24 protein-coding genes are annotated in these 22,244 nt (G+C 60.5%); 8 read left to right on the forward strand and 16 right to left on the reverse strand.

Going from position 1 to position 22,244, the window contains the following annotated elements; genetic code table 11:
• From ACQZ5N_RS17680 to ACQZ5N_RS17730, 11 genes are all read right to left on the reverse strand, one after another.
• Positions 1-285 (reverse strand): Txe/YoeB family addiction module toxin, encoded by a 285-nt coding sequence (locus tag ACQZ5N_RS17680; RefSeq protein ID WP_206696310.1) that lies wholly within the window; start codon positions 283-285, stop codon positions 1-3.
• A gap of 51 nt (positions 286-336) precedes the next feature.
• Positions 337-588: a type II toxin-antitoxin system Phd/YefM family antitoxin gene (locus tag ACQZ5N_RS17685; protein ID WP_035260938.1), complete on the reverse strand. Its 252-nt coding sequence runs from the start codon at positions 586-588 to the stop codon at positions 337-339.
• Positions 589-640: 52 nt separating this feature from the next.
• The gene (locus ACQZ5N_RS17690) at positions 641-1,390 is read right to left on the reverse strand and encodes a metallophosphoesterase family protein (RefSeq protein WP_448733646.1); all 750 of its coding nucleotides are present in this window, start codon (positions 1,388-1,390) and stop codon (positions 641-643) included.
• 5 nt (positions 1,391-1,395) lie between these two features.
• Complete coding sequence (gene uraH / locus ACQZ5N_RS17695) at positions 1,396-1,752, reverse strand: hydroxyisourate hydrolase (RefSeq protein ID WP_448733647.1); 357 nt, start codon at positions 1,750-1,752, stop codon at positions 1,396-1,398.
• Positions 1,749-2,249, reverse strand: coding sequence for an ureidoglycolate lyase (locus ACQZ5N_RS17700; RefSeq protein ID WP_448733648.1), 501 nt, complete (start codon positions 2,247-2,249; stop codon positions 1,749-1,751). Before ACQZ5N_RS17700 ends, uraH begins: the two co-directional genes overlap by 4 nt.
• A 3-nt stretch (positions 2,250-2,252) precedes the next feature.
• Entirely contained in the window at positions 2,253-2,615 is a 363-nt protein-coding gene (locus ACQZ5N_RS17705) for a HepT-like ribonuclease domain-containing protein (protein WP_448733649.1), read from the reverse strand.
• Positions 2,612-2,902: a nucleotidyltransferase family protein gene (locus ACQZ5N_RS17710; protein WP_035220685.1), complete on the reverse strand. Its 291-nt coding sequence runs from the start codon at positions 2,900-2,902 to the stop codon at positions 2,612-2,614. Before ACQZ5N_RS17710 ends, ACQZ5N_RS17705 begins: the two co-directional genes overlap by 4 nt.
• 53 nt (positions 2,903-2,955) lie before the next feature.
• Positions 2,956-3,453, reverse strand: coding sequence for a 2-oxo-4-hydroxy-4-carboxy-5-ureidoimidazoline decarboxylase (gene uraD, locus ACQZ5N_RS17715; RefSeq protein WP_448733650.1), 498 nt, complete (start codon positions 3,451-3,453; stop codon positions 2,956-2,958).
• Positions 3,453-4,376 (reverse strand): allantoinase PuuE, encoded by a 924-nt coding sequence (gene puuE / locus ACQZ5N_RS17720; protein ID WP_003524262.1) that lies wholly within the window; start codon positions 4,374-4,376, stop codon positions 3,453-3,455. The genes uraD and puuE overlap by 1 nt, the downstream gene beginning before the upstream one ends.
• A 204-nt stretch (positions 4,377-4,580) precedes the next feature.
• Positions 4,581-5,288 carry a DUF1045 domain-containing protein gene (locus ACQZ5N_RS17725; RefSeq protein ID WP_003524263.1) on the reverse strand — a complete coding sequence of 236 codons (708 nt, stop codon included), beginning with the start codon at positions 5,286-5,288 and terminating at the stop codon, positions 4,581-4,583.
• A 96-nt stretch (positions 5,289-5,384) separates the two neighbouring features.
• Positions 5,385-6,593: an NAD(P)/FAD-dependent oxidoreductase gene (locus ACQZ5N_RS17730; protein ID WP_448733651.1), complete on the reverse strand. Its 1,209-nt coding sequence runs from the start codon at positions 6,591-6,593 to the stop codon at positions 5,385-5,387.
• On the opposite strand from ACQZ5N_RS17730, the gene mnmD reads away from it, so the two are divergent.
• On the forward strand, positions 6,592-7,356 hold the full coding sequence (gene mnmD / locus ACQZ5N_RS17735) for a tRNA (5-methylaminomethyl-2-thiouridine)(34)-methyltransferase MnmD (RefSeq protein WP_448733652.1): 765 nt from the start codon (positions 6,592-6,594) through the stop codon (positions 7,354-7,356). The two genes, ACQZ5N_RS17730 and mnmD, sit on opposite strands and share 2 nt — an antisense overlap.
• A gap of 81 nt (positions 7,357-7,437) precedes the next feature.
• Here mnmD and ACQZ5N_RS17740 read toward each other — a convergent pair whose 3' ends face one another.
• The gene (locus ACQZ5N_RS17740) at positions 7,438-11,112 is read right to left on the reverse strand and encodes a response regulator (protein ID WP_448733653.1); all 3,675 of its coding nucleotides are present in this window, start codon (positions 11,110-11,112) and stop codon (positions 7,438-7,440) included.
• 504 nt (positions 11,113-11,616) lie between these two features.
• On the opposite strand from ACQZ5N_RS17740, the gene ACQZ5N_RS17745 reads away from it, so the two are divergent.
• Positions 11,617-13,089: a DEAD/DEAH box helicase gene (locus tag ACQZ5N_RS17745; RefSeq protein WP_035261393.1), complete on the forward strand. Its 1,473-nt coding sequence runs from the start codon at positions 11,617-11,619 to the stop codon at positions 13,087-13,089.
• Between the two features lie 265 nt (positions 13,090-13,354).
• On the opposite strand, the gene ACQZ5N_RS17750 is transcribed toward ACQZ5N_RS17745, so the two are convergent.
• From ACQZ5N_RS17750 to ACQZ5N_RS17765, 4 genes are all read right to left on the reverse strand, one after another.
• On the reverse strand, positions 13,355-14,263 hold the full coding sequence (locus ACQZ5N_RS17750) for a DMT family transporter (protein WP_448733654.1): 909 nt from the start codon (positions 14,261-14,263) through the stop codon (positions 13,355-13,357).
• 162 nt (positions 14,264-14,425) lie between these two features.
• On the reverse strand, positions 14,426-14,815 hold the full coding sequence (locus ACQZ5N_RS17755) for a DoxX family protein (RefSeq protein ID WP_031234117.1): 390 nt from the start codon (positions 14,813-14,815) through the stop codon (positions 14,426-14,428).
• Positions 14,816-15,056: 241 nt separating this feature from the next.
• Positions 15,057-15,674, reverse strand: coding sequence for a L,D-transpeptidase (locus tag ACQZ5N_RS17760; protein WP_003520529.1), 618 nt, complete (start codon positions 15,672-15,674; stop codon positions 15,057-15,059).
• A gap of 171 nt (positions 15,675-15,845) precedes the next feature.
• The gene (locus ACQZ5N_RS17765) at positions 15,846-16,742 is read right to left on the reverse strand and encodes a DMT family transporter (RefSeq protein WP_448733655.1); all 897 of its coding nucleotides are present in this window, start codon (positions 16,740-16,742) and stop codon (positions 15,846-15,848) included.
• Positions 16,743-17,185: 443 nt separating this feature from the next.
• Between ACQZ5N_RS17765 and ACQZ5N_RS17770 the strand changes: the two genes are divergently transcribed.
• The 6 genes from ACQZ5N_RS17770 to ACQZ5N_RS17795 all read left to right on the forward strand — a co-directional run bounded on the left by ACQZ5N_RS17770 (position 17,186) and on the right by ACQZ5N_RS17795 (position 22,024).
• Entirely contained in the window at positions 17,186-18,595 is a 1,410-nt protein-coding gene (locus tag ACQZ5N_RS17770; RefSeq protein ID WP_448733656.1) for a circularly permuted type 2 ATP-grasp protein, read from the forward strand.
• 3 nt (positions 18,596-18,598) lie between these two features.
• A complete protein-coding gene (locus ACQZ5N_RS17775; protein ID WP_020810909.1) occupies positions 18,599-19,540 on the forward strand; it encodes an alpha-E domain-containing protein in 942 nt (313 codons plus the stop codon).
• Between the two features lie 21 nt (positions 19,541-19,561).
• A complete protein-coding gene (locus tag ACQZ5N_RS17780) occupies positions 19,562-20,383 on the forward strand; it encodes a transglutaminase family protein (protein ID WP_003520534.1) in 822 nt (273 codons plus the stop codon).
• Positions 20,384-20,387: 4 nt separating this feature from the next.
• On the forward strand, positions 20,388-20,984 hold the full coding sequence (locus ACQZ5N_RS17785) for a class I SAM-dependent methyltransferase (protein ID WP_448733657.1): 597 nt from the start codon (positions 20,388-20,390) through the stop codon (positions 20,982-20,984).
• Positions 20,985-21,101: 117 nt separating this feature from the next.
• Entirely contained in the window at positions 21,102-21,566 is a 465-nt protein-coding gene (locus ACQZ5N_RS17790; protein WP_448733658.1) for a GNAT family N-acetyltransferase, read from the forward strand.
• A gap of 47 nt (positions 21,567-21,613) precedes the next feature.
• Positions 21,614-22,024, forward strand: a complete 411-nt coding sequence (locus ACQZ5N_RS17795) for a VOC family protein (protein ID WP_448733659.1) — start codon at positions 21,614-21,616, stop codon at positions 22,022-22,024.
• Positions 22,025-22,244 lie beyond the last annotated feature (220 nt).

Genomic DNA, 22,244 nt, shown 5'->3' on the forward strand with positions numbered 1-22,244 from the left:
TCAGTAGTGGAAACGGCACTGGTGAATGATCAGAACCGTCTTTTCCGCTTCGCCGCGCAACTCGTAGACAAGCCGATGCTCCTGCGAAATCCTGCGTGACCATAGGCCCTTCAACTGAAAACGCAGTGGCTCAGGTTTTCCGATCCCTTCAAACGGATGCCGTCGACAATCCTTGATGAGTTCATTGATGCGTTCGAGCATCTTGCGATCATATTGCTGCCAGTGAAGATAGTCTTCCCAGCCCTGATGGCTCCAGCCGAGAGCAATCGCGCCCTTTTGCTGCATGAGAGTTTCTCCTGATGGAAGCTCGCACTCATGCGCGATGGGTTTGAAAAATCAGTCGATAAGATCATGGCTTTCGAAAGTACCCGCGTCCACATCGGACATCGACTTTCTAAGTCTGGCGAAATTCTCCGGCGACGAGCAGAGATGCAAGGTTTCCATCAAGCCTTCATACTCGTCCTTATCGATAAGAACGGCGGACGGCTTGTCGCGGCGCACGATTTCCACAGTCACTCGGTCCTGCGACACTTCATCCAGAAGCGATGCAAGGGATTCGCGTGCTTTTGAAAACATAACGGTACGCATGGATGAACCCCGATGAAAGTTGTACAACAAATAGTACAACTCCCTGGGCAATTCAAGCCCGTTTGCGAAGCCAACCACTCGCCAGCGCATCGGAGAGACGAGGCATGCCGTTGACCTTCGCCATCTCGGCCATCGCCATATTGTCGTAACGGATGTTGCGGAAATAGACCTGCCAGCCGCGCCCGGTCTCTTCCAGCACGGCATAGGTGGCAAGCGGGTGGCCGGCCTCGACGTGATGGTCGAAAGGCGTGTCGTCCTTCCAGCCGGGGCAGCCGACGCTGCCGGGATTGACGATCAGCCGGCCGTCGGAAAGCTGCACGGTGCGGGGAATATGGGTATGGCCACACAGCATCAGCGGCTGGGTGATGCCTTCCGCCATGGCTTCGATTTCGGCCAGTGGCCGCAATTTCAGAACGCCTTCCGGCGACAGCGTTTCCAGCCAATATTCCAGATCGTCACGCGGCGAGCCATGGCAGCAATAGGCGACATCCTTGAACACCATGCTGAATGGCAGGGTTTGCAGCCAGTCCAAATGGGCGGCGCTCAGCTGCGCATGCGCCGGCCTTTCCCAGCTTCCCATCTCCTCCGGGGCACGGTCGATCAGTTCCCGGTCATGATTGCCGCGAATGCTGGGAATCCAGTTGCTAACAAGCACATCGCCGGTAAACCCCGCTTCCAGCGGGCCGCTGAAACAATCGCCGAGATTGACGATGTCCTTGATGCCAAGCCTCGCGATATCCTCCAGCACGGCTTCAAGCGCGGCGCAGTTTCCGTGAATATCGGCAATGGCGGCAAAGATCATGGCAATCAGCTTCCTCGATAGGTGGAATAACTATAGGGCGAAAGCAGAAGCGGCACATGGTAGTGGCCGCTCTCATCGGCAATGCCGAAACGGATCGGGATAATATCGAGAAAGGCCGGCTCCGGCAGCGCCACACCCTTGCCGCGCATGTAATCGCCGGCATGGAAAACCAGCTCATATTCGCCGGCCTTGAAACTGTCGCCAACGAGCAGAGGCCCGCCATCGACACGGCCGTCGCTATTGGTCTGCACCGTTTTCAGCTTCTCGCGGCGATCGCCGGAGAGCCGGTAGAGCTCGATCGTCAGCCCTTCGGCGGGCGTGCCCTGGGCGGCATCGAGGACATGGGTGGTCAAACCGGTCATGGCTTGGGCTCCGCGATCATATAGGGCTTATCGAAAAAATACTCTTCCAGATTGTTACCCGGTCCATCGCGGTCGGCAACCAGAAAATCCGAAACCGCCTGCAACGGCATCAGCGGATAATGCCAGACATTGCGGCGGTAATTCACGCCCTGATCGCCCCGCGCCAGAAACACCTGCGGCCGGCCGGGCCGGCCGCCATCGTCATCGGCGACGACCACGAGGAAGGGTCGGCCGGAAAGCGGCGAAAAACTCTGGCTGCCGAGCGGATGCCGCTCCATCATTTCGATTTGATGCGGAAAGGCGCGCGGCTGCCCGCGGAAAATATTGAGGATGACACGCGCACCCTCACCCGCCGTCTCCGGAGCTGCAAGCGCATGGTGCCGCTCGGTCTGGCCGCCATTGATATGCCGCATGGAAGAGGGTGTCGTTTCGATCACATCGCCGAAGGATGCGAAAGCCTCTTTGGTGAGAGGTTTTATGTCGAGAAAATCAGTCAAATGTCATTCACCTTGGGCATGCCAGTTTCGGAGGAGGGAGAGACGCGCCTGCAGATCAGGAATGCTCTGCGTTATCGTTTTCCAGACGACCGAGAGCTCCGCCCGGAAATAATCATGCACGATCAGATTGCGCATACCCTTCATCTTGATCCAGGGGATTTCCAGGTGCTGCTGTAAAAATGCGGGGTAGTGCTTGTCCAGCTTGGCGACCGCCTCGCCAATCAGGGCAAGACCCATCATGACCGCCATCTGCGTCCGCGTGTCGGAAGAAAAAGCGGCCTCATCCATATCCTGAATGAAATCCTGTATTCTGGAGGCGGCAACATCCATCTCCTTCAGATAGAGCAGAAGCCGATCCGTACTCATACCGCTTTGGCTTCCTTCAGAACGCGCGCCCGTATATCCGAATGCAGGCCGCCTGAGGTGACGACGTCGACCTCGACACCAAGCAGCGCCTTCAATTCCTCCAGCAAACCGCCGAGATCGAACAATGTCGTGCCCGGCAGCGCATCCACCAGGATGTCGAGATCGCTGTCCGGCCGGTCCTCGCCGCGGGCGACGGAGCCGAACACGCGCGGGTTTGCCGCGTTGAAGCGTTTCGTCGCTTCGCGGATCGCTTCCCTGTTCTTTTCCAGCACCTCGGAAGGTCTCATGATCTTCATCTCCAGACGGCGCGATTCTAGCAGAACGGCCACCGCTCGCCAATTCAGCCTTCCGGCAGCATCGAGGAAAGGCGAAGCCAGGCGATCTTTTCCACCTGCGCCGTCGCCGTCTCAAATTCTTCGGCTGCACCGTTACCGATGCGCGTCTCGAAGGCGGAAAGAATATCGTGCCTGTTCAGCCCCTTGACCGCGATGATGAAAGGAAAGCCGAATTTTTCGGTATAGGCGCTGTTCAACGCGGTAAAACGGGCGTGCTCTTCCGGGGTAAGGCGGTCCAGCCCCGCACCGGCCTGTTCGTTGCGGCTGTCGGCCGTCAACTCGCCCGCAATCGCCAGCTTGCCGGCAAGATCGGGATGCGCCCGCAATACGCCGAGCCTTTCCGCCTCGGAAGCGGCGCGAAACTGCGCGCTAAGCGCGGCGTGAACCGCCTTCGCCGTCAGCTCAAGGCCGGCTCCACCAGCATCATAGGCTCGCTCGGCGATGAAAGGCGAATGTTCGAACACGCCGCCGAAACGGGTGACAAAGTCCTCACGCGTCACCATCAAAGCACCTCCGGCTTGTGATGTTCATGCCAGTGACGGGCAATCTCGATGCGCTGCGGGATCCACACTTTCTCATGGCCGAGCACATATTCGATGAAACGGCGAAGGGCTGCGGCGCGGCCGGGACGGCCGACAAGGCGGCAATGCAGGCCGACGCTCATCATCTTGGGCGCACCCTCGACACCTTCCTGATAAAGCACATCGAAAGCGTCCTTCAGATAGGTGAAGAACTGGTCGCCGGAATTGAAGCCCTGCGGCGTGGCGAAACGCATATCGTTGGTTTCGAGCGTATAGGGAATGATCAGGAAAGGCTCATCCTTCGCACCCTTCACCCAATAGGGCAGATCGTCCGCATAGGAATCCGACGAATAGAGGAAACCGCCCTCTTCCATGACAAGGCGCAGCGTATTGTCCGAAGGCTTGCCCTGATACATGCCGTAAGGACGCTCGCCGGTAACCTCCGTATGCAGACGCACGGCTTCGACTATATGCTTGCGCTCTTCCTCTTCGGAAAAATCCTTGTACTCCAGCCAGCGATAACCGTGGCTGGCGATTTCCCAGCCCGCTTCCTTCATCGCCGCAACGGCTTCCGGGTTGCGGGCCATGGCGGCGGTCACGCCGTAAACGGTGGTGGTGACGCCAAGACCGGTGAACATGCGCCACAGCCGCCAGAAACCGGCGCGCGAACCATATTCATAGATCGATTCCATGTTCAGGTTGCGCTGGCCGGGCCAGGGCTGGGCGCCGACGATTTCCGACAGCAGCGATTCCGACGCCTTGTCATTGTCGAGAATGCAGCTCTCACCACCCTCCTCGTAATTGATGACGAATTGCACGGCGATGCGCGCGCCGCCCGGCCATTTCGGATCGGGAACATTGCGGCCATAGCCCACCAGATTGCGGGAGTAATTTTCGGAAATCATGCAGCCACCCAGAACATCTCTCCCAAGGCGGAAACCGATTTCGGGAGACATAAAACAGACCTCCGAAGCGCGATGACCCGGAAGGGGCGCAACACACGCTTCAGATATGCGATATCCGAACGGTAGCATCCGCATCCGGAATGTCGAGATCAATCTTGCCGACATTCCGATGCTTTTTTGTATACGATTACTCCGACGCGCTCTTCAGGCGATCTTTCGGGCGGAAACGCGGCCCATGGGGTGAAGCGAGTGTACCCGGAAAGGCGCGCCCGGCTCATCCTCGATGAAAAGCGCAAGGCTGGAAAACTGCAGGGACCGGGTGAGCAGCGGCTCGAAAACCTTGCGCACGGCCCGCTCTATCCTCTGGCTGCTGGAAGCTTCCACACCGCCCGTCAGCGACATCTGGAACCGGAACTCGTCCATCACGTGCGGGCTGCCCCAGCGATGCAGATTGGTGAGCTGCGAGGCCGAAAGCCGGTCCGGATCCGCGCGCTCGATTTCCGCGTCGGAGAGCGGCGCCCGGTAACGGTCGAATTCCTGCACCACCCGGGCGGCAAAGAAATGCAGCACTTCGCAGGGGCGCTCGGGAACGAGGCTGAAGACATTCTCCTGCCTTGCCACCACCAGTTGCGGCAGCGTGAAGGGCTCCTGCCTGCCGGAAAAATACATCAGGTCGCGCAGAAGCGCGGCCTCTGAATGGCCCTCCGCAAGACGGAAGGGAGCCTTGATCGTGCCATGGAAACCGTAACGGCGCGGCAGCGCCGTATGGTAGGAAATCTCCTGCATGCCGAGATCGATCATGCCCGGCGGCTCCACCGCCTGACCGGAATAGGCATCGCGCCCCAACCACGCGGCAGCCGCCTGCGTCAGGGGGTCATTGGGGGAAGGCGTGAAATGAATGGCGTATCGCATGCGCTGTCACCTCGCCGCAAAAGCGGACAAACCGGCCTCGTTGCAGGCCAGCAGATAAGTGATTTGCGTGACAGATTAACGACGTGGGCGGCCTGATCAGAACTTTCTAAAGTCCGCGACGGCAATACTCACGTGTTGTTGAAGGTGAAAGCCCGAGGGGATGACAGGCGTGTGACCGCGCACGGTCTGCAACGCCGCATCGGCAAGAAAATACGCAAGCCCGAAGCTGACCTTGAAGCCGCCGGTCAGCGCAACGAGCTTCGGATGGCCGGGGATCGTGCCCACCATCGGGTCCCTCCCCACCGCCTTCGGGCGCAGCCCGGCCCAGCGTTCCAGCACCGGCGCGCCGGCAAGCGAGGGAACAACGGCAGACGCATCCGCAAGCAGTTTTTCGAGCTTTTCATCGGTACTGAAGGGATCGGAAAAACAATCTTCGCTGGTACTGCCGATCGCGACCGTGCCATCCTCATGCGGCACGATATAAAGACCGTTCAGGAACACGACCGGCATCGCCGGGTCGGCCGTCGCGTCGAGAAGTGCTGCCTGCCCCTTCACCGCCTGCCCCAGCGTCACACCGGCCTCCAGGCCGAGGGCATCGCGGATCAGGGGGAAGGAACCATGGCCACTGGCGACGATGACATGGCCGAAAGAAACCGCGTCGCCCGACGACAGCACCGCCCGCCCGGCATCCGCGTCGAGCGAAAGAACGCGGCAACCTTCCGCCAGCCGCACATGCCGCGCCTTGCCGAGAAAAGCCGAAAGAAGGGCGATCATCGCACGTGGCGAGACCCGCGCCGCCAGCGTATCGAACACGAAACCCGCCTCACCCACCGCATCATCCACCCAGCCAGCGACCGAAGGCCTGTCGCCGACATGCCAATGGAACCGGCGCTCGCCCGACACCCAGTTCTCCAGCGCATCCCGTTCGTGCCGTTCGGCAATGGCGCGCAGATGCGGCTTCGGCAATGGAATGATACGGCCGGAACGGCGATAGCCGGCGGAAAGCCCGGTCTCCGCCTCCAGCCCGGCAATCTCTTTTTCCAGCGCAACGAGGGCATCGAACTGGAACTGCTTCTTGTCCGACCAGCGGTCCGGCATATGCGGCATCAACGCGCCCAGCAGCCCGCCGCTGGCGCCGCCGCCGGGGCGATCCGCCTCCACCAGCAACGTCTCGATGCCGAGCCGTTCCGCCTTGACGGCGGCCCACAGCCCCATGATGCCGCCGCCGACGATGAGAAGCGGCACGGAGGCCGGCAATCTTGGAGATTGACCCTGTTCGAAAGCGGGATTATCGGCTTTAGCCATGAAACATTCCAACGAAAATATCACAGAGACCGGCGCAGCGGCCGGTTCACCGGCTGGGGAAGCCCCCGCCGCGCTCGACTGGCGTGACGGGGATATGCCCTATTCACTGGCCTTTGACGACCATTTTTATTGCCAGACGGATGGCCGGCTGGAATGCGGCCATGTGTTCCTCTCCGGAAACGGCCTGCCAGAGCGTTGGCTCGGACGGGAGGGCGCCTTTCGCATCGGCGAACTGGGCTTCGGCACCGGGCTTAACCTCTGCGAGACATGGCGCCAGTGGAAAGAGATGCGCAACAGCCGCTCCAGTCTGCATTTCATCTCCTTCGAACTCTACCCGATGAAGGCGGAGGAAATCGACCGGGCGCTTTCCCGCTGGCCGGAAGTGGATGCCGAACGCAAGGCGCTCACCGCCCTCTGGCCCGCCGAGCCGAAAGGGCGGGTCGAAATCCAGCTCGATGACGAAACGCGCCTGACGGTGGTTTGCGGCGAAGCGCTCGCCGGCATTTCCGCAAGCGAGGAAAGTTTCGACGCCTGGTTTCTCGATGGCTTCGCACCCGCGCGCAATCCTGACATGTGGTCGCTGGAAATCATGCAGACGCTTTTCGCAAAGACGGCGCCGGGCGGCACATTCGCCACCTATGCCGCCGCCGGCTTCGTTCGCCGCAACCTCATCGCCGCCGGTTTTCAGCTGGAGCGCCGGAAAGGTTTTGCCGGAAAGCGGGAAATGCTCTGCGGGACCAAAGCATTTTCAGCAAAACTGTGAAGCGGTTTTGCGTCTGAAAATGCGTCATGGAAATAGCGCTCCGGCTGAAGCAATTCGGAGACCCGCAGTCGCTGCGGATAGTCACACGCCCGGCACGTCGCGGCGCGGCATGTTTTCGCCCAGCCATTGCGCGATCTTGTCTTCGAGCGTTTCCGGGCTGATGGGCTTCGACAGATAATCATCCATGCCTGCCTCAAGGCATAGTTCCCGATCCGCCTCCTGCGTATGGGCGGTAACGCCGATGATCGGCACATGCCGGCCGTCGGCGGCGGTCTGTTCCGCGGCGCGGATGGCCTGCGTCGCCTGATGTCCGTTCATGACCGGCATCGAGACATCCATCAGGATGATGGCGGGATTGTTCTCCTGCCATGCCTGCACGGCTTTCTTGCCATTGCCGACGATCAGAAAGCGCAGACCCGCCTGCTGCAATATCTGGGTGAAGACAATCTGATTGACGTCATTGTCCTCGGCCACCAGCACATCGACAAGGCTCGGCCGATGCCGCGCCGGCACCGCCGTCGATACGGCATCGCGCTGCTTTCTTTCGGCGGAGCCTTTTTCCGGCCGGACGGCGCCGTCACCGCGACCTGTTTCACGCGGGACCGGCGCTTGCCGGGCACGTTTCAGCCGCACATCCCGCACCACATCGAACAGGGTGGAACGCAGGAGGCGCGCCCGCGCCGGCTTCATCAGATGCGCCTGCACATTGAGATCGGTGAACAGCGTCTCGTCGCCGACGACATCCATGGAGGTCAGGAAAACAATGGCAATGTCGTCAAAGCGCGCATCCGCCCGGATCCGCTCCACCACATCCAGCCCGTTCATGACAGGCATATGATAATCGAGAACGATGGCGTCGATGGAAAAACCGAGCGACGCCGCCTCCTCAAGCACGGCGATGCCGGAAGGCCCGTCTTCCACCGCGTGGCCGTCTATGCCCCAACTGCGCAACTGCTCCGTCAGGATGCGGCGATTGACGTCGTTATCGTCGATGACGAGCACGCGGATATCGTCGATCGCCACGGAAAGAAGCGGGAGGTCGCGCTGTCTCTCGGTCACCTGAAAGGGAATATTGACCTCGAAGGTCGATCCCCTGCCGACATCGCTGACGACCTTGATCGCGCCGTCGAACAGGCCGACGAGACCGACCGTAATCGCCAGCCCCAGCCCCGTTCCCTCGTGCCGGCGCGTGGCGGAGCCGTCGACCTGGCTGAACTTGTCGAAGATGGTTTCAAGCTTGTCGGCCGGAATGCCGATGCCGCTGTCTTCGACGCGCAGCGACAGGATGGCCTCGGAGGCTTCCGCCGAACGTGCCGAAAGCTGGACCAGCACATGCCCCATTTCGGTGAACTTGACGGCGTTTCCAACGATATTGGTGACGATCTGCCGAAAGCGCCCGGCATCGCCGATGACCTTGCCGAAGACAGAGGCATCGATCCGGACGATCAGCTCTATGTCCTTTTCAAGCGCCGCCGAGGACAGCAGCGACACCACATCCTCGACCGCCTCCGCCGGATCGAAGGGCACGCTGCGCAGCCTCATCTGCCCGGCCTCGATCTTCGAGAAATCGAGAATGTCGTTGATGATCGTCAGAAGCGCATTGCCGGATTTGACGATGATATCGGTGAAGGTCTTCTGGCGCGTATCGAGATTGGACTTGGCCAGAAGCTCCGCCATGCCGAGAACGCCGTTCATCGGCGTGCGGATTTCATGGCTCATATTGGCCAGGAATTCCGATTTGGCCCGGTCCGCCGCTTCCGCGCGTGAAAGCAGCCGCTGCAATTCCTCTTCACGCAGCTTCATCTCGGTCACATCGGTGACGATGATGAGCCAGTAATTGCCGGAACTGTTGGTAGCCTCCAGATTGAGCCAGCTTTTGCCGGCGACATGGATGAGCCAGGAAAACGGCCGGTTGGCGGCGATATTCTCCCTCCAGGCGCGCAGCGTCTCGGCAGCCTCCCCGGCCGTGCCGAAATCGCCGCGCCCGGCGCAATGGGCGAAGAAACCCGACCAGTTGCAACCCTTTTCCAGAAGATGCGGCGGCACGTCGAACATGCGCGCCATCGCCTCGTTGGACATGATGATGGTGCCCTGCTCGACCAGCACCAGCCCCTGCGCCATGGCGCGGGTAGCGCCCTGCATATATTCGCCGACCCGCTCCAGTTCGGCCTTCGCCTTGCTGATCTCAACATCGCGCATGCGCACATCGGTAACATCGGCATAGGTGCTGAGGATTTTCCCGCCTTCGAGCCGGGTTTTCGAAATGACCGTGACCTTGCCGCTTTTGCTGCGCACCTCGCGGGGCGCAAAGACCTCCTCCTTCAGAAGCCGCTGCACCCGCTCGCCATAGACCTCATCGAAAGGCCTGTCGCCATAGTCATAAAGGCCGCTGTCGAAATTCATCTCCATGAATTCGCGATAACTTTTGCCGACAAGCGACTTCTCGCCGCCGATCTCGCCCCAGACCTCATAAAAGAACGGATTGACATATTCGATGATGAGATCGGCGCTGAGCAGCAGCACGCCCACCGGCAGGGCATGAAGAACCGCTTCGAGCTGGCGGTGCAGCGCCTCAGCCTCGGCCTGCGCGGCGATCAGCGCCTTTTCCCGGTCCTGCAGCAGGCTGGCATCGGTGACCGAGCCCACCAGATAATAGTCGTCGTCCGGCGTCGCGACCCGGCCGAGCCTTGTGATGACGGGAATGGCCCCGCCATCCGAAAGCGGAACGCTTCCGGTCTTTTCAATGGCTTCACCGGTTTGCAGAATATGCTCGTTTTCTCGCTGGAACTGCGGGCCTTCCTCCGGAAACATCTCGCATTCGGTCTTGCCGATATGGTCGGCGAGGCTGCCGCCCAGAAATTTCTCATAGGCCGCATTGGCAAAGGTCAGCCGTCTGTCCTGATCTCTCAGGAACACGCCGACCGGCAATTGCTCAAGCGCGGCGCGCAGAAGCCAGGTCTCGCGGATCTGCGTGCTCAGAAGCGTCTCATGCGCCTTGAACTCGGTGACATCCACCCGCAGCCCCACCAGCATGCCGTTTTCCAGCCGCTTGTTGACCATGCGCACCCAGCGGCCATCGGCAAACTGCTCCACCCTTTCGAGATAGGGCAGTGAAAAATCCCGTAGCTGCTCCTGCATCCACCCTTCGAACGCCGGATCGCCGTCCTTCGCATCGCGGTAACCGCTCGAAAAATAAATCGCCCTCATCAGCGTCTCGAGCGGAACGCCGGCCTTCAGGTCGACACCGAGCGCGCTGTAGAATTCCCTGAAGCGAGTATTGCAGTAGACCAGCCGGTTTTCGCGGTCATAGATCACGATACCCGCATCGACGAGATCGATCACGCCGCTGCCGAACAGCAGCTCCGAAGCGCTGTCGGCTTGCGGAAAAACCTCCACGGTGGCGGACGGCATGTCCTCGAACGCTTCGAACAGGAACAGATTGCCGTCGTCACCGGTGAAACGTTCGCAGCGAAGCGTGTATGGCCCGGACGCGCCCCCACCATGGCAGGCAATCATCTCATCCGTGGCGAAGACCAGCGAACGGCGCTCCCTGTCCTCACGCTCGGCATCGCGAATATCGGCGGAAAGGGAAAGGCTGGTGTGTCCTTTGAATGCCCCGGACGGACGCCCCATGATCCGGGCATAGGCGGAATTGACCGCGATATAGCGAAGTTCGCTGTCCTTGATGCACGCGGGCAGGTCCAGGGCGGCCACGGCCCTGCAAGCCTTTTCCAGCAACCCGCAGCCTTCGGTCAATCGATACTCCACACCTTGCAGTCCATTCCTGTCGAATCAAATATTTCCGGACGCCATCATAAAAAACGTTATGTGAGAAAATCGATCTTTGCTATGTATCCGAGGGTGCCGTTACCCTTTTTTAACCATAATTCTTCGCTGGCGCCCGCGCCGTCCCGGCAATCGCCGGCTACCGGTACGCATGGCTGCCATGCGCCCTCCGGCGGCGGCGTTACAAAACTATCGCTTGACTTTGACGCACAAAACGCCCACATGGCCCTCAAGCTTTCACCTTCGGCAGCCGCGTGAGCTGCAGCGTATGACCGGAAGACATCCTTAAAAAGGAATCTGGCCCGCATGAAGGAAAAGCGCAGAGAATACAGAAGACGGCATGTGCCGCACTGATGCGCAGAAAGTTATTCCAACCCACAAGTTCCCAATTCACGCGGGGTTCTTGACGCCGAAACCGCCGGACAGCAGCCCTGTTCCGGACGATTGGTTTTTGGCGCCCCGAAAGGCATTATATTGACCAGTTTTAGCGAACTCGGCCTCTCCGAAAAGATCGTGGCCAGCGTTACCCAGCTTGGCTATACGACCCCTACTCCCATTCAAGCAAAGGCCATTCCGCTGCTGCTCGAAGGCCGTGACCTGATCGGCCTCGCACAGACCGGCACCGGCAAGACCGCCGCTTTCGGCCTGCCCATCATCGAAATGCTGATGAAGCAGGCGGACCGCCCGGCAAACCGCACCTGCCGCACCCTCATCCTCGCCCCCACGCGCGAGCTGGTGAACCAGATCGGCGAAAACCTGCGCTCCTTCGTGAAGAAGACGCCGCTGCGCATCAACCAGGTGGTTGGCGGTGCGTCGATCAACAAGCAGCAGCTCCAGCTCGAAAAGGGCACGGACATTCTGGTGGCGACCCCCGGCCGCCTGCTGGACCTCATCGCCCGCAACGCCATCTCGCTCTCCAAGGTCACCTATCTGGTGCTCGATGAAGCGGACCAGATGCTCGACCTCGGCTTCATCCACGATCTGCGCAAGATTTCGAAGATGGTGCCGGCCAAGCGCCAGACGCTGCTCTTCTCGGCCACCATGCCGAAGGCGATCGCCGATCTGGCCCACAGCTACCTGACCGATCCGCTCAAGGTGGAAGTGACCCCGCCCGGCAAGGCAGCCGACAAGGTGGAGCAATATGTTCACTTCGTCGCCGGCAAGAACGACAAGACCGAGCTTCTGAAGAAGTCGCTCAACGAAAACCCGGATGGCCGCGCCATCGTGTTCCTGCGCACCAAGCACGGCGCCGAGAAGCTTTACAAGCATCTCGAACATATCGGCTTCAAGGTCGCCTCCATCCACGGCAACAAGAGCCAGGGCCAGCGCGAGCGCGCTCTCAAGGGCTTCAAGGATGGCGAGATCAAGGTGCTGGTGGCAACCGACGTCGCTGCCCGCGGCATCGACATTCCGGCCGTCACCCACGTCTTCAACTACGACCTGCCGGAAGTGCCCGACGCCTATGTCCACCGCATCGGCCGTACCGCCCGTGCCGGTCGCGACGGCATCGCCATTGCGTTTTGCGCACCGGACGAAACCCGCCTGCTGCACGACATCGAAAAGCTGATGAAGATCGATATTCCGGTCGCCTCCGGCGAACGCCCGGCCGGTCTTGCCAGCCCGACGCGCCCCAACAACAACCGCGGCGGCCGCAACAACAATGGCGGCCATCAGCGCGGTCCCCGCGAAGGCGGCCGTCACAACGGCGAATCCCGCCCGTCGCGCCACCATGCTCCGCGCGACGCGGACAACGATCTGGAAGTCACCTCCGACTTCAAGCGCGTCAAGCAGGCTGAAGGCGACGCAGGCCGCCCGGCCGGCCCGCGCAAGCACCGCCGTCCGGCCCGCAAGCCCGGCGGCAGCGGCGCCAACCGGCACGCCCCTGCCGGCGGCAACGGCCAGGAAAAGCGCGCTTCCGGCAACGGCCATCGCGGCCGTAACCGCTAAGAGACGTCAATCGTTAAGCCGGGCTTTCGCCCGGCTTTTTCGTTTGTAAGGCGGAGAAGTCCGGTCTCAACCTGGTGTCTGTAGGAGATTGCCACGACGCTTCCTCCTCATCCCTGTGCTTGTCACAGGGATCCAGCCAGCCCAAGTCCTTGGGCTGAAAGGACTCTTCCCGTCGTGCAGACGCGCGTCGACTGGATTCCTGTGACAAGCACAGGAATGAGGGAGTGCATGCAGAGGCCGCCCGGTAGCGGGCTTTTCTTTGCCTTCACCCGCCCTGTGCGACCGGACGACGCCGTGACGGCAGGGTCATGGCCAGCACGCCGGCAATAACGCAGACGAGCCCCACCCACATGGCAGGTGTCGGCATTTCCCCCAGAAACGCCATGCCGATGGCGACGCCGACCGGCACCCTGAGATAGGCCTGCGAGGTGGTGCCGACGGAGCCCAGCGTCTGCATCAGCCGGAAATAGATCATGAAGGCGAGCGCGGTCGAAAAGACGCTGAGGCACAGGAGCGCCGTCAGTGACGCCGCCGAAGGCGACAATGTCCAGGGCCGGTCGACGATCAGGCTCACGGGCAACAGGAAAACAGCGCCGCAGATAAGCGAGCCGGCGGCCGGCATGATCGGGTCGAGCCCCTTGAAATTTTTACTGAAAATGGCCGCACAAGCATAGGAAAAAGCCGCCGTCAGCACGGCGAGCTGGCTCCATATCGCCTCGCCCGCGCCGCTCAGCGCTCCGACGCCGATGATGAGGCACACACCCGTCATGCCGGCAATGGTGCCAAACAGCTTGCGCCCGCTGACCGGCTCGTGCCGGATAACGAGTGCGGTGAGAAGAAAGGTGAAGATCGGCGTCGTTGCATTGAGAATGACGGCAAGACCGGCATCGATGCTCTGTTCCGCCCAGGCGATCAGCGTGAAGGGCAGAACGCTGTTGATGCAGGCCTGAATGAAGAACAGCCGCCACGTCGCCAAATCCGTGGGCAGGCGCAGCCCGCGCAGCCGGATCACCGCAAAGAGCAGCAGACCGGCGATCAGCGTTCTCGATGCGATGAAGGTGATCGGCGGTATCGTCTCCACCCCGATCTTGATGAAGGTATAGGATGCGGCCCACAGCGTGGACAACAGGGCAAGAAACAGCAATTCGCGGGCGATGGGGTTCTGGGAGGTCACGGATCGATTTTCCAACTGCGTTCAGGATGATCCGTTCTTAACCCGAAAACAAGCATCTATGCTTCGGCCACGGCCGAAGTTTCAATCATTCTCTAAAAAAAAGCTCCGCACGGCGTGACCATGCGGAGCTTCTGCAAAAGAGATCGATGACGGGTCGGGCAATCAGGCCCGGCGCTCATCCACCGAGAAGGCGCCCGGACCGGCAACAAACAGATAGAGGAAGATGAAGCAGAACAGGATGGCGGCGTCGCCACCGTTCAGGGCCGGGAAGAAATTGCTCGGCGCATGCGCCATGAAATAGGCGACCGCCATCTGGCCGGACAGGATGAAGGCGACGGGTCGCGTGAACAGGCCGATCAGCACGAGAATGCCGCCGACGAATTCCAGCAGTGCGGCTACAAGCATCAGGGTCGGCAGCGAGCCTTCCATCTGCGATGCCGGAAAGCCGAACAGCTTCTGCGTTCCATGCGCCATGAAAAGCAGTGCCGTCATGATGCGCAGCGCCCCGAGTGCCTGCGGGCGATAGCGGGAGAGAGAGTCGAAAGTTGCCATGTTCATGTGTCCCCGTTGAAGTGGTGCCGCGCTCGATACAGTGCATTTAACCCTTTATGGATACACGTCTCGAACACCGGAAATCACGTTTCCGATATAGCAGAACTCCCTTAAATACAGAAAGGGAGGCATTCTACACATGGTTGATTTTCAAGCATAAAATTGACCGTCTGCCGAAAAAATCAACTCAAGGATACAGGCATTTTCTGGCGTGGCAAAGGCGGAAAAATCCGCCTCTTCCTCACGCCTGCAAGACGACGACCTTCGAACCGACCGGCACGCGGCTGTAAAGATCGATGATGTCGTGGTTCAGCATGCGGATGCAGCCGCTCGACATGGCGTGGCCGATGGATTGCGGCTGGTTGGTGCCGTGCAGACGGAACATTGTGTCGTTACCGCCGCGATAGAGATAGAGCGCGCGTGCGCCGAGCGGATTGTTCGGGCCGCCCGCCATGCCGCCGGCGAATTTCAGATTGCGCGGATCGCGGCGCATCATGTTCGCGGTCGGCGTCCAGGACGGCCATTCCGCCTTGCGGCCGATATAGGCATCGCCCTTCAGCGCAAGACCCTGCCGGCCGACGCCGACGCCGTAACGCATGGCGCGACCATCGCCCATAACGTAATAAAGCCGCCGCGCCGGCGTATCCACCACAACCGTTCCGGCCGGGTGCCTGGTATCGTAGGTGACTTCCTGCCGGCGCAGTTCCGGCTTGACCTTGTCGAGATGCATGGCGGGAAGCGGGAATTTCTCCTCCGGCTTTGCCGCATAATTCAGCCTCTGCTGGCCGATGCCGGTATTCGCGCAGCCGGCCAGAAACAGCGGCAATCCGAACAGAACACCACGACGTGAAATAGACATGTAACCCCCGCCAAATCTTTGGATTAACGAGAGGTATAATTTTATGGTTAACAAACCCCTAATATGAGGTTGTGGTAATTAGAGCATTTCCAGGAAAAGTGGAGCCCGGTTTTCCGTCCGGAAATGCAGCAAAACAAAGAGTTAGAGCGCTTTCGCTACTCGAAAAACGCTCTAACGTGCGACAACCGCTGCGGCAGGTCTGCGATTGGCGAGATAACCCCCCGTCACCGCCAGAACGGTGCCGGCAATCATGGCGGGTGTCAGCGTTTCGCCGAAAAGCAGTGCTGCTTCCACCGCCGCAAGCGGCGGCACGAGATAGATCAGCGAGGCGGCCCGCGAGACTTGCCCGCGCCGGATCAAATAAAGAAGCAACGCCACGGCGCCGATGGAGATCGCACCCACCGACCAGGCGAGCGTGGCGGCAAGGCCGAGGCTCCAATCCACATGCCCATCCTCCAGCAGAAGCGCGAAGGGCACGGTGACCAGCAGCGCACCAACATATTGCAGCGTGGCCACCGCCATGATGTTTCCGCCATGGACATATTTCTTCTGGTAGAGCGTGCCATAGGTAACCGAAGTCATGCCCAGCACATTCACCGCCACGGCGTAAAGCGGCACCGACAGGCCGACAGCACCGGTGGCCATGACCTTCGGCAGCACGGCAATGGCGATGCCGGCAAAGCCGATGAGCAGGCCGGCGCGCTGTAAGGGCGAGATCCTTTCGCCGATCATGTAGCGGGCGGCCACCGCCGTCATCAGCGGCTGTAGACCGGCGATGATGCCGCCGATCGCCGCCGGCACACCCTGCCCTATCGCCCACCAGATCATGCCGAGATAAAGACCGTGCAGGAAAACGCCGGACAGGATCGCCCGGAAGAGATCGGCACGCCGCTCAGGCCACTGGATGGAGGAAAAGCGGCAGATCGCCCACAGCAACGCCCCCGCCAGCAGATAGCGCAGACAGAGAAAGGTCAGCGGTCCGGTATAATAGACCGCATATTTGGCGGTGACCCAGCCGGTCGACCAGAGAAAGACGAAGATGGCCGGAGCCAGACGGTCGAGCGACATGGGAACATCCCCTGTGCCGCACGATGCCCGTAACCGGACACGGTGCGGGAAAGGCGGCGAATTGATATTTCTGCGGCTTCACGCAAACCGGCGAAAGATCGAACCGGGCATTCAGCAAGGCGGTATCCGCATCCCGACGAAAGGTCAAAGGCGTTTTCGTGATCGCATCTTTCAGATTTTCTGATGCGACGCCCGATATTCATCAACCGAAAGCGACCGACTAAAATTTATGCATTCGCCCACGGCGCACACAGCACCGCCACCCCAATACGCGCCTCATCCCCGCGCAACCAATTTGCCAATGCCGCATTTATAGGCTGAAACCGAAAAAACGCTTCTTTTTTAAAACTCTAGAGTGGTGAAAAATCTTCGCAAGGAGCTCCGCATAGTTCTTGCATTGCATTTGGCGTTGTATTCATATGGCAAAAAAGGGGACATCGAAGTTGGCATTTGACGAAATGATAAATGCGGACGACACGCCGCGAAGCCCATATGAAAACTATAACGAGTGGTACAGCCGACAGGACAGGGCACACCTGATCCAGAAATCAAAAGACGCGGAAAACATCTTTCGAAAAACCGGTATTACTTTCGCAGTCTACGGCCATGCCGACAGTTCAGAAAAACTGATCCCCTTCGATATCATCCCGCGCATCATCTCCGGACGGGAGTGGCGCAAACTGGCCCAGGGCATCGAACAGCGCGTCCTCGCCCTCAATGCTTTCCTCGACGATATCTACCATAAGCAGGAAATCATCCGCGCCGGCCGCATCCCCCGCGAAATCATCGAGAAGAACGAAGCCTTCCTGCCGGAAATGATCGGTTTCACCCCGCCCGGCGGCGTCTACACCCACATTGTCGGCACGGATATCGTCCGCACCGGCGAAGACCAGTTCTACGTTCTGGAAGACAATGCCCGCACGCCCTCCGGTGTCAGCTACATGCTGGAAAACCGCGAGACGATGATGCAGATGTTCCCGGAACTCTTCCACGAGAACCGGGTGCGGCGGGTGGAGGATTACCCCTATCTGCTGCGCCAGTCGCTCGCCTCGCTCGCACCGCCCGGCTGTTCCGGCAAGCCGCGAGTCGCGGTGCTGACGCCCGGCATCTACAATTCCGCCTATTACGAACATTCCTTCCTCGCCGACATGATGGGCGTGGAGCTTGTGGAAGGCTCCGACCTGCGCGTCATGGACGGCAAGGTCAAGATGCGCACCACCCGCGGTTATGAGGCCATCGACGTGCTTTACCGTCGCGTCGATGACGACTTCCTCGATCCGCTGACCTTCCGGCCGGATTCGGCGCTCGGCGTGCCCGGCATCATGGATGTCTACCGCGCCGGCAACATCACCATCGCCAATGCCCCGGGCACCGGCATTTCCGACGACAAGGCGATCTATTCCTACATGCCCGAGATCGTCGAGTTCTATACCGGCCGCAAGCCGCTTCTCGAAAACGTGCCGACCTGGCGCTGTTCGGAGCCGGACAGCCTGAAATACGTGCTGGACAACCTCGCCGACCTCGTCGTCAAGGAAGTCCATGGGTCGGGCGGTTACGGCATGCTGGTCGGCCCCACGGCGACGAAACGTGAGCGGACGCTGTTTGCGGAAAAGCTCAAAGCCCGTCCCGCCAATTACATTGCGCAGCCGACGCTGTCGCTGTCCACTGTGCCGATCATGGTGAAGAACGGCATCGCGCCGCGCCATGTCGATCTGCGCCCCTATGTGCTCGTCTCGGACAAGGTGAAGATCATTCCCGGCGGACTGACCCGCGTTGCCCTCAAGCAGGGCTCGCTGGTGGTCAATTCCAGCCAGGGCGGCGGCACCAAGGATACCTGGGTACTGGAGGATTAAGCCATGCTGGGCAGAACGGCAAACGGGCTCTACTGGATGTTCCGGTATATCGAGCGCGCTGAAAACATCGCCCGGCTGATCGATGCGGGCCTGCGCGTTTCATTGACGCGCAGCGGCAGCGGCGATGAGGACTGGGACGGCGTATTGCAAAGCGCGGGCGTTCATGAAGCCTTTCTCGAAACGCGCGAGAAGGTAACGGCGGCCAATGCCATCGATTACCTCCTGCGGGACAAGGCGAACCCTTCCAGCGTCATGTCGTGCATCGAGGCGGGCCGCAACAATGCCCGCATGGTGCGCACGGCGCTGACGCGCGAAACATGGGAAGCCACCAACGAATTCTGGATCGAGCTGAAGAACATTCTCGGTCGCAAGCTCAACCATGCCGAACTGCCGCAGACCATCGATGTCATCAAACATCGCGCCGGTCTGGTGCGCGGCGCCTTCCACGGTTCAATGCTGCGCAACGATCTCTATAATTTCTCCCGCATCGGCACCTTCATCGAGCGTGCCGACAATACCGCCCGCATTTTGGACGTCAAATATTACGTGCTGCTGCCGGCGGTGGCCCATGTCGGCTCCTCACTCGACAATGCGCAGTGGGAATCCATCCTGCGTTCGGTCTCGGCCCACCGCTCTTATGGCTGGGTCTACGATGCGGAATACAAGCCCTCCAACATTGCCGACTTTCTCATTCTCAATGGCCGCATGCCGCGCTCGCTGGCCTATTGTTATGAAAAGATCGCCAGCAACCTCAATTACATCGCCGAGGATTACGGCGAGAGGCACAAGGCGCACGACACGGCCGAGAGCATTCGCGACAGCCTGCGCGCGACCACCATCAGCCGGGTGATGGATGAAGGCTTGCACGAATTTCTGGAGAGATTTGTCAACCGCAACGGACAATTGGGACAGGAAATCACGGAAGGCTACCGCTTCTATCAATAAGCGCGTGGACGGGGACAGCTTATGCGTCTGAAAATCACCCATACGACGGAATATGTCTATGACGAGCCGATGCCCTATGCGTTGCAGCGGTTGCGCCTGACGCCGCAGACCGGCCCGGGCCAGACGGTGGAGAACTGGGATGTCTCGGTCGATGGCGCCACCGTCGAAGTGACCTATGACGACCATTTCGGCAACCGCGTTGCGCTGGTGGAAACGGAAGGCCCGCAGCAGCGGGTGAAGGTGGTGGCGAGCGGCACGGTGAACACCGAGGACAAGGCCGGCGTGTTCGGTTACCACATCGGCAACGCGCCGCTGTGGCTTTTCCTGCGCGAGACGCCGCGCACCAAACCGGGAAAGCTCGTGCGCGAACTGGTGAAGGTGAGCGCCGGCGACAGCGAGCTGGCCCGCCTGCATGACCTGATGGAAAATATTCACCGCAAGGTGGAGTATGTGCCGGGCGCGACCGATATCGAAACCACGGCGGAAACGGCGCTGGAAGCGGGCAAGGGCGTCTGCCAGGACCACGCCCATATCCTGATTTCCGCCGCCCGGCTGATGGGCCTGCCGGCCCGTTACGTTTCCGGTTATCTGATGATGGAAGAGGTGGAGGAACAGACGGCCACCCATGCCTGGGCCGAAGTGCATCTTCAGGGGCTGGGCTGGGTGGGCTTCGACGCCGCCAACAATATCTGCCCCGACGACCGCTATGTCCGCATCGCATCGGGCCTCTGCTACCGCGATTGCGCGCCGATATCGGGCATGCGCATCGGCCCCGCCGGTGAGACCCTGAATGTGTCGGTCACCGTGCAGCAATCGCAGGGCCAGAGCCAGTCGCAAAGCTGAGACGATGGCCGGCAGGGACGACGATACAATCGGCTTTTATACGGGTAACGCCGCGGCCTATACCTCGCGCGGACAGGCGGCGGATCGCCCGCATCTGGAAACATTCCTGGCCCGGCTGCAAGAGGGTGCAAGCATTCTCGAACTGGGATGCGGCGGCGGGCAGGACAGCGAATTCATGCTGGCCGCCGGTTACGATGTCCAACCCACCGACGGAACGCCTGAAATCGCCAAGGCGGCGCAAACCCGGCTCGGCATTCCCGTCCGGACATTGCTGTTCGAGAATATCGATGAGAGTGAGCGATATGACGGCGTCTGGGCCAATGCCTGCCTGCTGCATGTGCCTCGCCCTGCCCTGCCGGGCATTATCGGCCGCATCCACACCGCGCTGAAACGGGGCGGCGTTTTTTATGCCAGCTTCAAGGCAGGAGAAGCGGAAGGCCGCGACATGTTCGGCCGTTATTACAATTACCCTTCGAAGCCCTGGCTGGAAGACGCTTACGGACAGTTTGACTGGGCGGCGGTGGAGATCGAGGCGCGGCAGGGCAGCGGTTACGACCAGCTCCCGACCGCATGGCTGCATGTGACGGCAACGAAACCCTGAACCGGCGCGACAACTTGGCGGTTGCGAAACCCCGTCCCACCCGGTTTAATCCCCGCATCGATTTGAAAGCATGATCCGGCTTCAGCCTGCGGGAGGAAAGCCGGCCGGGAGACGGCCTTGTACAGCATTTCCGACTATCGCGACTGCCAATCGCATGGCCCCGTCATCGCCGAAAGGGTCTGGACGGCATGGTGGCAGGATAGCGGCCTTCAGGTGGGCGACGTCGCCGAGCACCTGGAGGACATGACCAACCCCCATGCGCTGCCCACCGGCTTCGTCGCCCATGACGGCGACGATTATGTCGGCTCCGCCTTCCTCATCCATTGCGATCTGGAAGAGCGTCCGCAATATCTGCCCTGGGTCGCGGCCCTGTGGGTGGAAGAAGACCGTCGGCGCTCGGGCGTGGCGCGAGCCTTGATGCAGGCCGCGACGCAAAGGGCGGCCGAACTTGGCCACGAGACCAGCTATCTCTGCTGCCAGCGGGGTCTCGAAGCCTATTATGTCAACTGCGGCTGGACCGTTCTGGAACGTGGCGTCGGCAAATACGACCTGACGGTGCTGACCTACACAACAGGCAAATAAGTTTCCGCGATCCGCCGCCGGAAACCCCTGAACCGCCGGGAGGAACCATGCGACCGCCAGCCGCCATTATGGAAACCGCGCTCTACACCGACGATCTCGACGCCGCCGAAACCTTTTACCGGGATGTCTTCGGGCTGGAAGTGGTGCGCAGGCTGCCGGGGCAATTCATCTTCTTCCGATGCGGGCAGCAGATGCTGCTGATTTTCGACCCCGAGCAATCCCGCCGGGCCGACCCCGACAACCCGATCCCCCGCCACGGCGCGGTGGGGCAAGGTCATTTCTGCTTTTACGTCAAGGACAAGTCGGAGGTGGACGGCTGGAAGGCCCACTTCGAAGCGCTCGCAATTCCAATCGAACACTATCACCGCTGGCCGAATGACAGCTATTCCGTCTATATCCGCGATCCGGCTGGTAATTCGGTCGAGGTGGGCGAAGGAAAGCTTTGGGGGTTCGGATAAGGCAAGCGCCTGAAAGTTGCCCGACGCACAAAGGGATAATCGGATGAAAGAGCTATCATCTGGCGTCATCCTCGGGCTTGTCCCGAGGATCTATCCACGTCGCGTAAAATCAATCGGTCGCAGATCCTCGGGACAAGCAACCGTGGATCTACTGTGCGAATGCCGGGTCTGATCGAGCGATTGCGTTGAGGATTGTGATGAGCTTTCGCACGGTTGCGAT

Source organism: Agrobacterium sp. 22-221-1 (genome assembly GCF_053522445.1).